At 52.1% G+C, this 14628-nt stretch carries 14 protein-coding genes; all 14 read left to right on the forward strand.

Going from position 1 to position 14628, the window contains the following annotated elements:
• The 14 genes from AC2YIT_RS26890 (at window position 1) to AC2YIT_RS26955 (ending at window position 14615) form a co-directional block, all read left to right on the forward strand.
• Window positions 1-2469, forward strand: coding sequence for an ATP-dependent Clp protease ATP-binding subunit (locus AC2YIT_RS26890; protein ID WP_487281242.1), 2469 nt, complete (start codon window positions 1-3; stop codon window positions 2467-2469).
• A gap of 42 nt (window positions 2470-2511) precedes the next feature.
• Entirely contained in the window at window positions 2512-2979 is a 468-nt protein-coding gene (locus tag AC2YIT_RS26895; RefSeq protein WP_430850193.1) for a hypothetical protein, read from the forward strand.
• Between the two features lie 43 nt (window positions 2980-3022).
• Window positions 3023-3862 carry a hypothetical protein gene (locus tag AC2YIT_RS26900; RefSeq protein WP_430850195.1) on the forward strand — a complete coding sequence of 280 codons (840 nt, stop codon included), beginning with the start codon at window positions 3023-3025 and terminating at the stop codon, window positions 3860-3862.
• A gap of 105 nt (window positions 3863-3967) precedes the next feature.
• Complete coding sequence (locus AC2YIT_RS26905) at window positions 3968-5053, forward strand: hypothetical protein (RefSeq protein ID WP_487281243.1); 1086 nt, start codon at window positions 3968-3970, stop codon at window positions 5051-5053.
• Between the two features lie 38 nt (window positions 5054-5091).
• Window positions 5092-5922 (forward strand): fibronectin type III domain-containing protein, encoded by an 831-nt coding sequence (locus AC2YIT_RS26910; RefSeq protein WP_487281244.1) that lies wholly within the window; start codon window positions 5092-5094, stop codon window positions 5920-5922.
• 4 nt (window positions 5923-5926) lie between these two features.
• Window positions 5927-7048 carry a hypothetical protein gene (locus AC2YIT_RS26915; protein ID WP_487281245.1) on the forward strand — a complete coding sequence of 374 codons (1122 nt, stop codon included), beginning with the start codon at window positions 5927-5929 and terminating at the stop codon, window positions 7046-7048.
• Window positions 7045-8364 carry an OmpA family protein gene (locus tag AC2YIT_RS26920; protein ID WP_487281246.1) on the forward strand — a complete coding sequence of 440 codons (1320 nt, stop codon included), beginning with the start codon at window positions 7045-7047 and terminating at the stop codon, window positions 8362-8364. Before AC2YIT_RS26915 ends, AC2YIT_RS26920 begins: the two co-directional genes overlap by 4 nt.
• Window positions 8365-8380: 16 nt before the next feature.
• Window positions 8381-9391, forward strand: coding sequence for a hypothetical protein (locus AC2YIT_RS26925; protein ID WP_487281247.1), 1011 nt, complete (start codon window positions 8381-8383; stop codon window positions 9389-9391).
• An 80-nt stretch (window positions 9392-9471) separates the two neighbouring features.
• Window positions 9472-9771 (forward strand): PAAR domain-containing protein, encoded by a 300-nt coding sequence (locus tag AC2YIT_RS26930; RefSeq protein ID WP_430850207.1) that lies wholly within the window; start codon window positions 9472-9474, stop codon window positions 9769-9771.
• Window positions 9772-9803: 32 nt separating this feature from the next.
• Window positions 9804-10253, forward strand: a complete 450-nt coding sequence (locus AC2YIT_RS26935; protein ID WP_430850209.1) for a hypothetical protein — start codon at window positions 9804-9806, stop codon at window positions 10251-10253.
• A 160-nt stretch (window positions 10254-10413) separates the two neighbouring features.
• On the forward strand, window positions 10414-11781 hold the full coding sequence (locus AC2YIT_RS26940) for a DUF5458 family protein (protein WP_430850211.1): 1368 nt from the start codon (window positions 10414-10416) through the stop codon (window positions 11779-11781).
• 84 nt (window positions 11782-11865) lie between these two features.
• Window positions 11866-12273, forward strand: coding sequence for a type VI secretion system tube protein TssD (tssD, locus tag AC2YIT_RS26945; RefSeq protein ID WP_487281248.1), 408 nt, complete (start codon window positions 11866-11868; stop codon window positions 12271-12273).
• Between the two features lie 2 nt (window positions 12274-12275).
• Entirely contained in the window at window positions 12276-12776 is a 501-nt protein-coding gene (gene tssD / locus AC2YIT_RS26950; protein ID WP_487281249.1) for a type VI secretion system tube protein TssD, read from the forward strand.
• Window positions 12777-14615: a type VI secretion system Vgr family protein gene (locus AC2YIT_RS26955; protein ID WP_487281250.1), complete on the forward strand. Its 1839-nt coding sequence runs from the start codon at window positions 12777-12779 to the stop codon at window positions 14613-14615. It begins immediately after the preceding gene.
• Window positions 14616-14628: the final 13 nt, after the last annotated feature.

Consider the following 14628-nt stretch of genomic DNA (forward strand, 5'->3'; position numbering starts at 1 on the left):
ATGCAAACCGAAGCACTCAGATACGCGATCACGATTGCACAGTCGCTTGCGCGTGAATACCGGCAGGAGCGGTTTGGTCCCGCGCATTTACTCATGGGCCTGCTGCATAATGACGTGGGCCTGGCGTCCGAGCTTGTGATGGCAGGCAAAGACCTTGCGTACCTGCGCGACTGGGCCGAGGTACGCCTGGAAGAAAGTCCCAAATCGGTGCGCGTGCCGGAACTGCCACAGCCCGACAATCAGGCGGCGGCGGCATTGGAACTGGCCGACCTCATCGCATTACAATTCAATATTGATACTGACCCGCTATGCACATTAGCCGCTTTACTCAAACCCGGGGTGGGGTTTTCTTCCGATCAGTTGAAATCTCTTCCTATTACTCAAAAAGAGGTATTAGCGCTTCACAATCCTCCACCGGTTACTGCTAACGGGGAATATCAAGGTCCAAAACAGTCGGCGCCAGCTGCAAAGGGAGCCGGGTATCTTGAAAAATATACTTCCGATAAAACGCAGCGGGCGGCGGAAGGCAAAACTGACGACATTATAGGCCGCGACAGGGAAATCCGGCAAATGGCCGAAATACTGGGCCGTAGAAGTAAACCCAATGTAATACTGACCGGCGAACCGGGTGTGGGCAAATCGGCGCTAGTGGAAGGTTTTTCCAAACTCATTGCGGAGAAAAAGGTCCCTCAGCTGCTGCAAAACGCCCGTTTGCTGGAACTAGACACGGGTACGCTGGTAGCGGGGGCCTCCTATAAAGGCGAAATCGAAGAACGGCTGAAAGGTATTTTAACTGAATTGAAAGGGTTTGACAAAGCCATTCTGTTCATTGACGAAATCCATATGCTGCTTGACCCGAAAGGTTCGATCGGTGCGGGAGTCGCCCAGTTACTCAAACCCGAACTAGCGCGGGGCGAACTCACATTAATAGGAGCCACCACACCCGAAGAATACAGAAAATACATCGAAAAAGACGAAGCGTTCTCCCGCCGGTTCGAAATACTCCATGTGGAAGAGCCCGATGAAGCCACTGCCACGCGCATGATCGAGCATATGCTGCCGGTTTACGAAGCGCACCATGGGCTGAAAGTGTCAGAAGGCACCGCCGCTGAGGCTGTGAAGCTCGCTAAAAGGTACGTCAAAGACCGTCGCCTGCCCGATGTAGCCCTAGACCTGCTCGACCGCACAATGGCGGCGATGCGATTAATGGATGAAGTTTCTGAAAACGAATTAAATACATTACAAACCGACCTCGATATGCTGATGGCGGTCGACGAAGCGGAAAGGCTGCACGAACTCAGATGGTTTGCTCGGCAGCTTCCCAACCGACTAAGCCCATTGCTCACCGGCCAGCTCGCTGCGAATGAAGAAACCGACCTCGAAACATCCGAAGGCATTCACAATCAATTAAGTGCCAAATTATCCGCATTGCGGAACCTGGCCACGCGCCGCTCCGATTCGATTGATAAAAATGATGTCGCCGCCATTATTTCCCACAAAACCGGCATTCCGCTAGGCAAGCTGCAAAGTTCTGAACGGGACAAGCTGCTGGGCATCGATGAAGTTTTGAAGAAAAGAGTTGTGGGCCAGGATCAGGCTGTCAAAGCATTGAGCGAAGCTATTTTGGAATCACGCTCGGGCCTCATCAAGGCCGGGCAACCCATCGGTTCGTTCTTCCTTCTGGGACCAACCGGAACGGGCAAAACCGAAATCGCGAAGGCGCTCGCCGATTTCCTGTTTAACGATGAGTCGTTCCTGATCCGGTTCGATATGTCGGAATTCAAGGAAGAGCATTCGGCAGCATTGCTTTACGGCGCGCCTCCGGGATACGTGGGTTACGAGGAAGGCGGGCTGCTGGTGAATAAAATCCGTCAGAAACCCTATTCAGTAGTTCTTTTTGATGAAATAGAAAAGGCGCATCCCTCTGTTTTTGATCTCTTCCTCCAAATTCTCGACGAAGGAAAATTACATGACAGGCTCGGCAAGGAAGGTGATTTTTCCAATGCGGTGATCCTCTTTACTTCCAACATCGGGCAGGAACATATTATCCACGAATTTGGCAAAGGAGGCATTCCGCAATCATCCGACCTGATGGAGATTATGGCCAAATATTTCCGGCCGGAATTCCTCGCTCGGCTGACCGAAATAGTACCGTTTGCACCGATCTCAGAGGATAATGTAATAAAAATATTCGATATCCATTTGCGCAGTCTTACCGACCTGCTCGATAAACAGGGCATCAGCCTCAACCTGACTCCCGAAGCACGAAAAAGCATCGCGATGCAAGGTTTTACACCGAGATACGGCGTGAGGCCTCTGAAAGGCGTCATCCGGAACCTGCTAAGGCGGCCGGTAAGCCGGATGATTATCTCCGGGCAGGCCGGAAAAGGTTCGGTGATCGACCTCAGCACCGACAACCATGGAGAGGTCATTTGGAATGTCCACCAGGCCGAAAGCATATTGGAATAGCACCCATTTTGATAAACTATCCACACCTTCCTGAATCGAACAATGAGTGTACTCGGAAATGCAGTGGCGCAATTCGCGCAAACCAACCTGGCCAGCCAGGTTGGGAACGGAGAATGCTGGACGTTGGGCGAACGCGCCTTGCAAAGTGCCGGCGCCAGAACTTCCACGGAAATCATGGGCCACATTGGTCCGGATGACAATTATATCTGGGGAACCGCCATTACAGCGGCCAATCTCGAAGCGGGCGATATTATCCAGTTTCGGAATTACACATTCCGGTTCGATAGTTCGGATGGCGCCTGGCGGACAGAATCCCGTCCGCACCACACGGCGATTGTTATGTCGGTCGACACTTCCGGCGCCGTGGAAGTGTATGAATGCAATGTCAACGGCAGCAAAAATGTACAGCAGAACCGCCTGTACCTCCGTACCGGCGCGATGAGCGGAGGAAGCGTGACCGTCTCAGGGCAAATGTGGTTCTACCGCCCGCAGGCGCGGCCAACTACCTGACCCTTCGCACCGAAAAGTTATCTATCCGAAAACCTGAAACATTATGCACATTCATCTATTCAGAAACGCGAAGCGGTGGGATTCGTGCCTTATTCCGATCGACGATACGACGTTCGGGATGATCCTTCAATTCAAAGTGCGCCTGGTGCGCATCGAACCGACCACCCGCTTTTTTATGGGCGAAACCTATGCCACCGGTAATGGCAGGCTGCACGACACGTACGGGCATTTCCACCTCGACCGTTGGGACGACCACGAATGGGAAAGCTACAAGGACCGGTTTGTAACAGTGGTGCAAAGGCATTGGAGCGATAAATTCATCCTCGATCCCAACAAGGACTGGCACGTCCCCCGCACTACATCTCCGCGCAATTCGGCCACCATTCAATGCGGGTTATCCATTCAGCTCGTGGATAGCTCCTCTCAGGCTCATCAGACATACCGGATCATTCACCCGCGCGAAAACACCTTCAGATCCTACGTGGAAGAGTTTAACCGAACCGGCGTGTTCACTCATAATGACTTGGAACCTCATTGGAATGACCGTCTTACCCGCATTGGCTCAGAGAACCATAATGTGTCGTTTTTACAAACTACCGTCAATCACGAATTCGGCCATACATTGGGATTGAACCACGTCAAGGGTGTCGGTAACAGCGATGCCAACTATGGCGTGACATTATCCGAACGCGAAAACCAGATGGGCATGGGCGGATTGCTCACGCCGCGTCACGCACAGCCGTGGATCACGCGCCTGCGTAACCACCTGATCCCGCAAACGCATTACGACACCACTGTTTCCTTCCGCGGAAGGGTTGCAAGCCCGCAGCTGATCGAATATTGGGATAACGACTGGCGTCCGGCAGCCCCCGCAGCTTCCTGAAAATATGAATGAACCAATCCGCTGAACACAGCGATTAAAGCCATGCAAAAGTTAACCAGCTTATTAATCTTTACAATAATTGCTCTCCTCAACGCGGCATGCAATATGTTCGCACCGGTGGATCCGCTGGCGCCCGCGGCATCGGAGGTGAGTGTTGAGCAGGTGTGGACATCGGGCGCAACCGTGAGAGGAAAAATCGATAATCTCGATCCTAAAAACGATCGTCAGGAAAAGAAAAGCGGCAAAATCCTTGAATATGGCTTTGTTTGGGGTACTCAAAACCAGCCTACCCTTGAAGCCGGAACAGTGATCAAGGTAGGAGAAGACAATCCTCCCACCCCGTTTGAATTTGTACGGGAAATCAACCGGCTCTCCGTGCTTACCACCTATTACGTGCGCACCTACGCCCGAAACCAGGGCGGCGGCATAGGATACGGGCCTGTGGCGACTTTCAAAACGGATGACTACGTTTTTGCAGAGCTTTCCTTAGGTAAGATAACCACTACCTCCAAGGTGTCGGCTGACGTCGTCGTCAATATATTGTCCCTGGGCAATGCCGAAATCTCGTCCTTCGGGGTCTGCTATTCGTCGACCAACAATGAGCCTACCACCAAAGACAGCCGGGCGACAGCAAACGGCAAGGCGGCCAAGGGTAGCTTTACAGTCAATGTAGGCGGATTAACCGCGGGAACCACCTATTATGCCCGCGCGTATGCGATTACCCTGGGTGGCATCATTTACAGTGATGCAACGACCGGCTTCTCACTCGGCGAACCTACTGTTTTTACACCTAAGAAATCGTTCACCATGTACTATTCCAACCCTTATGACCTGGATCAGGGGGCGTTGGTGTCGCAAGTAGGCTCCGAAGATTTAAACTGGTACCCCTATAACGACAAGCCAGGCATTTACCCCAGGAACGGAGCGAAGTTCGCGGTTTTAGGTGCTGTGAATTTCGACCAGGTAAAATACAGCGACCTGACCCGGGCCAACCTTAGTACCGGCTTCATCAACGGCAGCTACACAGATGTAATGGCAAACCAGTTGCAAAACGGCACGGTGATCGCATTTATGACCAATCAGGGCAGGTACGGCAAGCTGCGTGTCGATGCCCACGGCGAAGACCGCCGGCCTGGCTCCGCAAGTGGTGGCGATATGGAAGTGACTATTTTAACCTACGACAAACCGTAAGCGTATACACGTAAACGTAAGGTAAATTATTTAAATTCATGAAAAACGGGCTGTTCACATGGGTGGCTTTCATATCGACTGCGCTATTTCAGTCGTGCAACCTCTTTGCACCGGTCGATCCGCTTCCACCTGTATTGTCAAAGCTGGAAGTGGTGGATATCAAACGCACCGAGATCACTGTCAGCGGAACAATCAACAATCCTGGCAGCAAGAACGACCGGCAGGAGAAAAAGAGCGGCGTCATTAAGGAATATGGTTTGGTATACGGTGCCGCATCCGCACTAGATGTTCAGAAAGACAAGGTGATCAAACTTGGTGAAACACCCGGGCAAACCCCGGTTTTGATTCAGAATCAGAAAATAACAGGGCTTATGTCCGACACCCGCTATTACATTGCGCTCTACGCCCGGAATGAGGGTGGCGGAATAGCCTACGGAGAAATACTGGACATCAAAACGACCCTTATACCACCCGCCGTAGTGATACGCAACTCCGTGAAGGTTGCCAGAACCAAGGCGCTTTGGTACGACCTTGACACCGGAACTGTAATAACTAATGCAAACGACCCGAAAACCGATGTTACCATTGATTTCTTTGCCATCACAGGCAGGGGAACTGTGCTTGAAATTAATTCCGCGAACAAGTTGCAATTCGCGAATCTGAACCTTGCCGATTACGATAAACTCACGTACCTGGATCTCGTGCGGGTCGCAAACTACGGTAGCATGAGCATTACCTATGTATTCAGCGACCAAACGGACAATACCGTGATCGCATTTAAAACCGGAGAAGGCCGGTTCGGGAAATGGCGGATCGAGGACGTGACGGCCAACGACATCACGATGAGCCTCATCACTTACGAAAACTAATGGAATGATGAAGAAACTCTTTACCCTTTTGATGACGCTGCTCGCAATGCAGGTATTTGCCCAGGACCGGATCTGGCTCGATAACGGGAACCCCGTACAAGCCAAACTGAGCCGTGCCATGGACAGCAAACTCGAATGGGTCGCCTCGGACGGCATCCCGCGGGTCTATCACCGGAAACGCTTTCTCGTCATATTCGGGTCGGCCGGGCAATTTATGGTGATTTCCGAGCTGAACGAAAGCCCAAACAAAGCCCAGACGCAAATTGAAGCATTTTACAAGGCTCCTCCCCGAAACGTGAGCCAGGACATTATCATCAAAAGCGTCCCGCTGACCGTGATTACCGGCAACATTTCCTATGAAAGCGACGACGTGATCAACTACCTCACGATGGAAGGCAATGCGGCGTCGATTAACAAAGAGGAAGTGGCAACGGTGATTTACCGCGACGGCCGGCACGAAATCCTGCGCGATGTAGTCGATGTGGCGCCATTACTTGCATTGGCACATAAGGAGATTGAAAAAAAAGAAAGAGAAATCGTCAGGAAAGAACCGGATCCTGCCCAAAACCAGCCTGTTGCCAAGAAAGACGTCCCGCCCGCACCGAAAGAACAACTAAAACCGGTACTGACCGATGCCGAATACAAAGAATACAGTGCGAAAGGCATTCGCCGGGTGGATGAATTCACCTCCTACCTGCGCATTATTGGCGATAAAAGCATGAAATCGGAAGATAAGAACAAGGCGGTACAGCAAGCATTAAGCTTGTTCGAACCGCAGGCTACCGTGGCCGTGAGTTCGGCAAAAGGGGTGAAAAAGTATCCGGTTAAAGAATACCTCAACCGCCTGAAACTCCTGCCGTATGCCAAAATCAATATTACCTGGAATGAGGTCAAATATGTGAGTGAGCTGAAACAGGAGGCTGACGGCAACTACTATGGCACGATCGCCGGACAGCAGGTTTTTGAAGGTTATTCAGCCAACGGAAAGGTCGCCTACGGGGATATTACCCGCAAGAATATCCGTGTCAAACTTGAATCGTATCAGAAAACCATCGATGGAAAGGATACGGTGAACTGGGAAGTTTTATTGGGAAATATAGGGGTCGAAACCAACGAGGGACAATGAAAACCAGGCTATACATCATCCTGCTTTTGGTTCAGGCCGCGACCGCTCCGCTGCATGCGCAATGTGGTTACCTGGCGGGCAAGATCACCGATATTTCGGGCGCGACGCCGCTTGTTGCCAGTCTCTCCGCTAAAACCGAGCAGGGTAAACAGCGACTCGGCAAGTCCGACAGCCTCGGCGTATTCAATGTAGAACTACCTTGCCACATCATCGAGCTGACCATCGAATGCCCGCAATTCCAGACACAGCATATCCCGGTGAATATCGACGGCAAAACCGAAGGCACGTTTTTCATCACATTAGCCATGATGCCATTAGGCAAACAAACCAGCGACGAGCCGTATGCCCAGTCGGAGCAAAAGCATTTTGAATTGAAGGATTCGCTGAAAGCCGTTTCCATTGTGAGGCGGATCGAAGTGCGCGATGCATTGTCCGACCAACGGCTACCTGCGGAGATCTGCCTTTATTATACCCAAAAACAAAAAAAGGATTGCTTCTCTCTGACAACTGATCGCCCAAGGGCTGAAATCGTGTTTACAGAGAAAGATATTGTAGCTATTGAAGTTAAATCCGTTGGTTACCAGTCTTACAACGGAAACCTGATCCTCGACAAAACCGACCAGGAGCCCCGGACGTACATTATCAAACTGAACCGCCAGCGGTCCATCCTGTCCGTCAATATCCTGCAAGCCCAGCAGGGAATGTTGTGCAGGTTATGGAGCGACGGCCAGCCTGACATTTCCCTGAACCGCGTAAACGACAGCCATTATTTCGCCGACCTCGTACCAGGCCGAAGCTATAAATTCGGCATTGCACCTGCATCCAGCCAGCCGGAACTGGTTACGGCCATGGCCTCGGTGAAGGAGGGCATTACTTTGAAGACTTTGCGTGTGGCAGAGCGGGCAACGGAGCGCCCGGCACCGGCAGTAGCCTATGTCGAAACGCCGCCCGCCAGGGGCATTACCGCTTCTGACAAAACGCTCTACTTTCCAAGAAGCGACTACAAGCTGCCGCTGCAATCGCGTACCTACCTCGATTCGGTAGCACTGTACATCCTTGAAAACAAGAATAAAGGCTTGCGCATTACCGGCCATACCGACAATGTAGGCAACCCCGGCCTGAACGTCACGCTCTCGGAATACCGCGTGCGGGTAATCTCCCGGTACCTCATCGGCAAAGGCGTTCCCGAAGGGGTGATCGCGGCGATGGGCGTCGGCAGCAAGTTCCCGGCCCGCCCCAACGACAGCGAGGAGAACCGGCGCATGAACCGGCGCGTAGAGGTGCAGATCATTGATTTAGACCCAAAAAGCAACTGAAAATATGAAAACGGGAATGAAAAACTTTACCAGTTTCAAATGGCGGGCTGCCTTGCTATTACTGGGCATAATGGGCGCTGCTTTGCACGCAAGCGCACAGGCGCTCACACGCAGGGATGCGGACGAGATACGCGTACTGGCGCGCGAGAAAGTCAAAGGTCTCAACGATCTGCTCAATGCGATTGCCAACGAAGACCTCAGCAATTACGAGCGCCGCTACCTGATGATGAACAGTTACATGCCGAGCAATGACCAGATATTTATCAACGACGGCGTGATTGTGGAGGACGATGTGGATCCGAAACATAAAGGCAGCGCACCCGGCCTCGACACGCCCATCGAGAAGTACCTGAGTAATTTTGACCTGTTTTATGTCAAATCAGAAACCAATACCATTGAATTTACCAACCTGGTGGTGTCTGACGTCAAAGTCGATAAATACCCGTTTGTAAAGGTGTTCTACACCCAGCAATTCAAAGGCAAAAGCAACAAGGACAATACGCCGTACGCACCCATTGCACGGGTAGCCGAGCTCCGGGCCGACAAATCAGGCAACGACTGGATCGTGTTCCTGACACGCGTCGCATTCAATTCTGCCGAAAGCGCCAAATCGGTGCCGGTAAGCCCCAAACCGTCGGCTATGTATGACTCGTTACAACGTAAAAAAGAGCCGGTCGTAAGCCGGGCGTCGGACCGGCCACCGGTTGCGAAGCCTGAGGACGCGAAGGAAGGGGAGCGGGTTTTTAAAGAACTCAATAAACCCAACGCCGAAGCAGCAGCCAATGCCCGCAAATGGGGCGCGATCAAACTCGGAGCCGGCGTGGCAGCGCTCGCGTTCGGCGCGGTGACTTACAGCATGCTCAACAAGGATTACAAAGAATACAAGAAGCTGATCGACAATCCGGAAGGCCTCACCAGCTATGCGAAACCAGGCATTTACGTCTCGGTGGGCGCAGCGGCCATCGGGCTCGGTGTATCGCTCACGTCGCTCTTCGATTTCAAGCGCGCGAAGCAGCTTTCAAAATAGCGCATTCAAATTTATAACATTTACCAGACTGACAGCTCGAGGCCGAAAGCCGATGGCCGACAGCCGAAAGCCTTAAAACCATGTCCCAACCCGCAGCAAGAATTGGCGATATGCACATATGCCCGATGGTTACCCCCGGAACACCTCCGGTGCCCCATGTAGGCGGACCCGTGCTGCCCCCGGGTACCCCCACTGTGCTTATAGGCGGGCAGCCGGCCGCTTGTGTCGGCGACATGTGCGTATGTACAGGCCCGCCCGACTCCATAGTTATGGGCTCCACGTCGGTGCTTATCGGGGGAAAACCCGCGGCACGCCTCGGCGACACCACGGCCCACGGCGGAAGTATCGTAGCGGGCTGTCCCACAGTTTTGATCGGTTAGTAACAACAGTATTTACTTAATCCTATACAACTATGTTCAACTACGGAATAGGCGGTAATGAACGCAAGATCGACCAGTCCAGTGAAGGGATTGCTGATATTCCTCAAAACCGCACGCTTTTCGCCACGCAGCTGACGAGCGACCCGTCGCCCCGGCCGGAAATGGTTTACGATCTCAAAACCATTGACGAAGTTTTCGCGCATTACCAGCCCGAAGCGGAAGTAGAGTTCATCACTTCCGACGGCAGTTTTATCAACGAGAACCTGCGGTTCAGAAATCTCGGGGATTTTGGTAAAAAAGGAATTATAGCCCAAAGCGCATTCCTGCAAGACCTCGACGCACGCAGCGAAGCCTACCAGCAGGTAGTAAGGCACCTCAAAGTGAACAAAATCCTGAAAGCCGCATTGGAAAAACCCGAAGCCAAAGCCGCATTGCTCGGCGTGTTCCAGACGCTGATTAACGAGTTGGAGGAAGCAGGGTAGCGATAGAAGTTAATGATTGAATGATCGACCGGGTCGCCGGAGCGATGATTGAATGACCGAATACCTCCGGTTGGAGTGCACTGGTAATTCAAGAATCGAAAGTGCTCATTCAATCACAATTCATTCAGTCATTCAATCATTCAGTCATTCGATCATTCACATGGCAGACGATACAAAAACATCCCAGGAAGCCACGCCGGCGCTTCGCGAACGCGTGGCAATTCCGCTGGAAACCGGCCTTCCGCAGCTCGCCAAATATGGCAGCTTCGACCTCGTAGAAACGATTATCGAAGGCGCTGCTAATATTAACCCGGAGAAAAAGGCCCGGAAAAAGATATTTCTCACCGAAGCCGACAAGAAGAAAGAGCGCCAGCAATTGAAAAAGCGCCTGGAATTATGGTCGGAGCTGCTGAGCAGCGCGGAAAGCGTGCCGGACATGATCGAAGCGGGTCAGAAACAGGCAGACGCCGCATTTGAATTATTGAAAGAAAACCTGGGCAAGGCCGTGGAGCAGATCCGCCCGCTGGAACAATCCTACCGCTCGGTGGCGATGTTCTTCAAAAATACGGAGCAGGATAAGGTCAAAAACGTCACATTCTTGAATGCGGCCGCCGATCAGTTACAGGATCTGGACGTTACCACATTCATCGATGCCGTAGGCGAGGAACTCGCTTCGAAATACGACCGCCTAGATCTGCGCGAAAACTACTCGATCCTGAACGTGCCGGGCTACCTGGGTTCGGGTAAAGTAGTAGACAAATGGGCGAAAATGGCGCATAAGAACAAGGTTATGTTGTTAACCGACTTCATGCACCTGGATGCGCCGGAGGACGTGATGGAACTTTTCGAATCGGCTAACCTGACCGGCGGCGCGGCGCATCTGTCGAATGTGATGATGACTTGCAACTGGCTGGTGGGCCGTGCCAGACACGACGACCTGGGCGAAGAGGATGATCTGTACATTCCGCCATCGACGGCATTGGCCGGTAATGTGTATAAAACACTGATGTCGCAGGTGGCTGCGGGTAAAAAGCACGGTACGCTCAACGAAGTGGACGGCGTGCGGTTCCCGCTGAAAAAATCGGAAATCGCCGATCTGGAAAAAATGGGGCTGATCCCAATGGTGAATGAATACAGCAAGGTAATGGCATTCTCGGCCAAAACGCTGTTCAATGGCGATAATGTTGGTTTGCAGACCTATTCGGTGGTACGCGTTTTCGACTACATTACCAAAGTGCTGATCGACTTCCTGAACCGCCGCGCATTCGAAAACTTCGATTACAACACCAAAAACGATCTGAAAAAGCAGATCATCAAGTTCCTCGACAGCGTTACCGGCCCCGGCAAGCTGATCGAGAAGTTCAGCGTCATGCGTTTCGAGCAGGATAAGGACCAGAAAGACAAGGTTTACCTCGACATCCACATGGTACCCTATTTCCCCGCGAAAAACTTCATGATAGCCCTGACGGGACAGAAGGGAGATGATCTGGACGCTGCCGCCTGGGCGGCGGAGTATGCGCAGCAATGACCGTGAGTTCATGAGTTAAGAGTTTATGAGTCAATCACTCTAACTCACGAACTCATAAACTTTAAACTCATCTACTCATAAACTATGCCATTCAGCGCAAACGTAAAAATCGACGGCGATCACGAGTACAGCGTCATGTTCATGCAATTTGAACTGCATCAGACGGTGGACGACGCGATGTCCATTACCTCGCCGATCCAGTGGGCGCATTTGTATATGGAGCTGGAAATGGTCCTCGACGATTTTCTGGTCGAATGGGCCAACAAGCCTTCGCAGAAATACGATCTTACGGTGGAGCAGTTCGGCGAGACCGGCTCTTTCAAAACCCTGAGTTTCAAGGAGGCGATTTGCATTGAATTTGTAGAAATGTTTGACGACGGTACCGACGACCTCGACAAGGCGCTTTCCAACCGGTTACAGAATTTTATCACTTGCATTACCGTAACGGCCGGCAGCGTGGAAATCAACGAAGCAAAACTCGAAAACTTTTAGCCATGGCCGAGCAGGATGCCAGTATCGGAGTAGAAGCGCACCTTACCCTGGACGGAAAAGAGTTCACGGTCAAAAAGATCGCCTACGGATGCAACCGCAATGCCGACGAGCGCGGGAGCCCGACGGACTCGCCCAAGGCGCGGCTGATACGAATGACCATCTCGCCCACGAAGAACGACGATTTTGCATTGCTCTACGACTGGGCATTCAAAAACGACCGCCAGCTCAGCGGGCAGGTGGAGTTCAAATACGACAACGACTCGCAGGTCCTGCGCAAAATGGAGTTTGAAGAAGCCTATTGCGTCGGTTTCCGGGAATCCTTCCGGGCAAAGCAGTCGACGATCCGCGGGAACAAGCTGGCGCACGTGCCGGATACCAGAGGCTATCTGCCGCAGCACCGGGGCAAGGACTATTTCCTACGCGACAGCAGTGTCGCATTGGTTTACGAGCTGGTAATCTTACCGCAGAAAGTTAAAATCGGTCAGGTTGAAATAAGCAGTTAAATGGCACGACAGGTTAACACGAGCATTGAAATCGAAGGCGGCGTAGAGATTACCCGGCACCTCGGATTGGTGATCGAGCAGGATTTGTTTGCGCATCACTGGTTTGAGCTGCTGGTCCCATTCGATCAGCTGGAAGATGAAGGAGAGCATTTTTTCAACCGTTCGCACCGCGCGGTCATGGGCAAGAAAATCACTTTCTCGTTCAGCCCGCGCCTCGGCTCCGATTCCTTCGACTTTGTATTCCAAGGCATTGTAACCGAGATCCGCCTTCGCAGTCTGAGCGATATGAGCAGCGCATTTGTATTGAAAGGATATAGCCCAACCATTGTGCTCGAAGACTCGGTACAGCGGCGCTCCTTCCTGCGCGGGACAGTTCAGGACATTTTCAATACGGTCCTTCAACCCTACCCGCAAAATCTGCTCCGGAAACAGCTTAACCCTGAAAACGGAGGCAGACAAGTCCCATTTACCCAATACAATGAAAGCAATTACAAATTCCTCTGCCGGGTAGCCGACCGGTGCTGCGAATGGTTCTATTACAATGGCCGCGAGCTCGTACTCGGCAACAACAGTCAGGAAGAGGTTGATTTTCTGGTGGATGGTTTGCAAAACTTCGATGTGGCATTGCAGCTGCAACCGGCTGCATTCAGCTACGAAGGTTATAACTACACCATTCCCGAGGTATTCACCGGGCAATCGTCGCAGCAGAATGTGGATGGGCTGACGTCGCTCAGCGAGTTCGCTTTGGAACAATCTGACAGCCTTTTTGCCCAAACTTCCCTCCTGCCATCGCCAGAGATCGTGGCTGGCCAGGGCGAGATTGATGAACTCACCAAGATGGAACGCTCAGCGAGGGTTACGTCCATGGTTGATTTCCGGGGTTCGGGCGAAACGCCTACCATGAGCGTGGGTACCGTGCTGGCAGTAAAAGGCCAGCGACTGAACGAGCGTGGTGAAGCCTATGAGGAGAATTTCGGGAAATATCGTGTGGTACATATCCGCCACGAAGTCAATACGGCGGGAAGCTATCAGAATACGTTCAATGCAGTGCCGGAATCGGCGCAGCATCCGCCGAACAATCCATATGTGCGCAATCCACAGGGCGAGACCGAACAGGCCGAAGTGATTGCCAATGACGATAACGAAAGCCTCGGGCGCGTGCGTGTGAAGTTTTTTTGGAGCCAGAGCCGCCAGCAGGATCAGGAGTCGATCTGGATGCGGGTAGGGACCACGCATAACGCCACGGGCCGGGGAGTCAACTTTGTGCCCGAGGTGGGTGCCATGGTAATGGTAGGGTATGAAGGAAACCTGGCCGAAAACCCGTTTGTCATGACCTGCCTTTATCCCAAACCGGAAGAAGATATCAGCTACACGTCGGACAACAACGATATCAAGGTCATAGCGACCCGTTCGGGCAATATGGTCATTTTCATCGACGAGGATGGCGACGCCAAAATCCAGATCAGCAACCGGGAGAAGACCGACACCTTCCTGGAATTCGCTTTCAAAGACGACGGCAAGATCAGTCTGCACGTTGAAAACGGGCTATTAGAAGTCAAAACCAAGGAAATTACCATTGAGGCGACCGAGGACATTACGGTCAGTGCTGGCGGAAAATTTGACCTACATGCAGGCGAAATCGCCATGAAGGCCGATCAGAATATCAAAATCGAAAGCGGTACCGACACCAATATCAAAGCGGGCACCGAATTGAATACCGAAGGTACCGCCAGTGCGAAAATGAAAGGACCGCAGCTTACGCTCGAAGGGGACGCCCTGGCCGAACTCAAAAGTAGTGGCACCACGGTCGTTCAGGGCTCGCTTATTACGCTCAATTAAGTCAATATATCCA

The organism is Dyadobacter sp. SRI_021 (assembly GCF_057586235.1).

Coding starts and splice junctions, on each gene's coding strand:
- AC2YIT_RS26890 (WP_487281242.1), top strand. CDS start 1: ATGCAAACCGAAGCACTCAGATACGCGATCACGATTGCACAGTCGCTT.
- AC2YIT_RS26895 (WP_430850193.1), top strand. CDS start 2,512: ATGAGTGTACTCGGAAATGCAGTGGCGCAATTCGCGCAAACCAACCTG.
- AC2YIT_RS26900 (WP_430850195.1), top strand. CDS start 3,023: ATGCACATTCATCTATTCAGAAACGCGAAGCGGTGGGATTCGTGCCTT.
- AC2YIT_RS26905 (WP_487281243.1), top strand. CDS start 3,968: ATGTTCGCACCGGTGGATCCGCTGGCGCCCGCGGCATCGGAGGTGAGT.
- AC2YIT_RS26910 (WP_487281244.1), top strand. CDS start 5,092: ATGAAAAACGGGCTGTTCACATGGGTGGCTTTCATATCGACTGCGCTA.
- AC2YIT_RS26915 (WP_487281245.1), top strand. CDS start 5,927: ATGATGAAGAAACTCTTTACCCTTTTGATGACGCTGCTCGCAATGCAG.
- AC2YIT_RS26920 (WP_487281246.1), top strand. CDS start 7,045: ATGAAAACCAGGCTATACATCATCCTGCTTTTGGTTCAGGCCGCGACC.
- AC2YIT_RS26925 (WP_487281247.1), top strand. CDS start 8,381: ATGAAAAACTTTACCAGTTTCAAATGGCGGGCTGCCTTGCTATTACTG.
- AC2YIT_RS26930 (WP_430850207.1), top strand. CDS start 9,472: ATGTCCCAACCCGCAGCAAGAATTGGCGATATGCACATATGCCCGATG.
- AC2YIT_RS26935 (WP_430850209.1), top strand. CDS start 9,804: ATGTTCAACTACGGAATAGGCGGTAATGAACGCAAGATCGACCAGTCC.
- AC2YIT_RS26940 (WP_430850211.1), top strand. CDS start 10,414: ATGGCAGACGATACAAAAACATCCCAGGAAGCCACGCCGGCGCTTCGC.
- tssD (WP_487281248.1), top strand. CDS start 11,866: ATGCCATTCAGCGCAAACGTAAAAATCGACGGCGATCACGAGTACAGC.
- tssD (WP_487281249.1), top strand. CDS start 12,276: ATGGCCGAGCAGGATGCCAGTATCGGAGTAGAAGCGCACCTTACCCTG.
- AC2YIT_RS26955 (WP_487281250.1), top strand. CDS start 12,777: ATGGCACGACAGGTTAACACGAGCATTGAAATCGAAGGCGGCGTAGAG.